General features: G+C 60.9%; 2 protein-coding genes and 1 pseudogene. All 3 read left to right on the plus strand.

Translation table 11 applies throughout. The annotated features are described in order from the left end of the window. The first annotated feature begins 166 nt into the window (after positions 1 to 166). Positions 167 to 451 carry a TraC family protein gene (locus tag AC1DWF_RS32075; RefSeq protein ID WP_476785597.1) on the plus strand — a complete coding sequence of 95 codons (285 nt, stop codon included), beginning with the start codon at positions 167 to 169 and terminating at the stop codon, positions 449 to 451. Between the two features lie 4 nt (positions 452 to 455). Next, on the plus strand, positions 456 to 671 hold the full coding sequence (gene traD, locus AC1DWF_RS32080) for a type IV conjugative transfer system coupling protein TraD (RefSeq protein ID WP_476785598.1): 216 nt from the start codon (positions 456 to 458) through the stop codon (positions 669 to 671). Positions 672 to 717: 46 nt separating this feature from the next. Continuing rightward, a pseudogene (locus AC1DWF_RS32085) lies at positions 718 to 1,272 on the plus strand (Ti-type conjugative transfer system protein TraG); the annotation flags it as partial.

Below are 1,272 nucleotides of genomic sequence, written 5' to 3' on the forward strand. Positions count from 1 at the left end.
CAGCGACGTATAATTGCGCCCTTGGACCGCTCCTTCGGAACGGCGGGATCATCGTTGAGAGCGTCGGCTCCGCCGACTGGAGAATAAACGGGGATGCGCTTCGCACCCTCCCCGTCGATCTTTGCCTGGCGTTTGGCTCAATCCAGACAAGGAAGGCCGGTCCAAAATGAAAAAACCCTCATCGAAGATCAGGCAAGAAATCGCCCGACTGCAGGAGCAATTAAGGCAAGCGGAAACGCGCAAGGCCGAGTGCATCAGGCGGATGGCACTCCGGGCCGGACTGGGTGAGATGGAGAGCGACGAAGCCGAGTTGCTGGCGGCCTTCGAGGAACTCGCGGTGCGGTTTCTCCAAAAGTCGTCCAGAAAGAAGGATGGAACCGGTAGGACAAAAGGTACGTTGGCCGCGTCGGTCGCGGCTGGCCAGGCTGCGGGCGGCGCCGGTGAGGCGTGAGCGTGTGTCGCGGTTTGCCACATCGGAAGTCCGCAAGAAGGACACACGCGAGAAGATGGGGTTGGGTGGCCTGATCGTGAAGGCCGGGCTCCACTACGAGAAGCGGGCGCTATTGCTCGGCCTACTGCTCGATGCGAGCCGACGGCTGCGAGTAGACGAAACCGAGCGATCCAGGCTCGCGAAGATTGGAGTGGAGGCACTCAGTCATGACAGTGAGTAGGCTCCTGGTCGCAATCGCGCCGTCAGCACTGATGATCGGAACGCTGTTGGGCGTCACCGACGCCGAGCACTTGCTGGTAGCGCTCGGAACGAACGACAGCGCTCGCCTGATGCTAAGTCGTGCCGCGCTCGCCTTACCCTATTTCTTGTCGGGAACGGTTGGCATCATCTTCCTCTTTGCGGCAGCAGGTGCAGCAAGCGTCAAAGCGGCTGGCTGGGGCGTTGCGACTGGAAGTGCTGCGGTTGTTCTCATCGCCGTGGTTCGCGAGACAACGAGGCTTTCCGCACTCAGTGATCGCGTGCCAGCCGAACAGACGGTGCTGTACTACACTTATCCCTCGACCATGCTCGGAGCTGGTGTTGCAATGTTCGCAGGCATTTTTGCACTGCGCGTCGCAATGATTGGGAACGCCGCCTTCGCCAGAGCTGCTCCGCGCCGCATTCGTGGCAAACGTGCTATTTACGGCGAAGCCGACTGGATGGGCATGCGCGAGGCGCGAGTGCTCTTTCCGGTCACGGGTGGAATCGTCGTCGGAGAGCGCTACCGCGTCGACCTCGACAGCGTCTCGACAATGGTATTCCGGGCGGACAGAAAGGAGACT

It is taken from the genome of Aminobacter sp. P4_D5 (assembly GCF_056401815.1).

Coding starts and splice junctions, on each gene's coding strand:
- AC1DWF_RS32075 (WP_476785597.1), top strand. CDS start 167: ATGAAAAAACCCTCATCGAAGATCAGGCAAGAAATCGCCCGACTGCAG.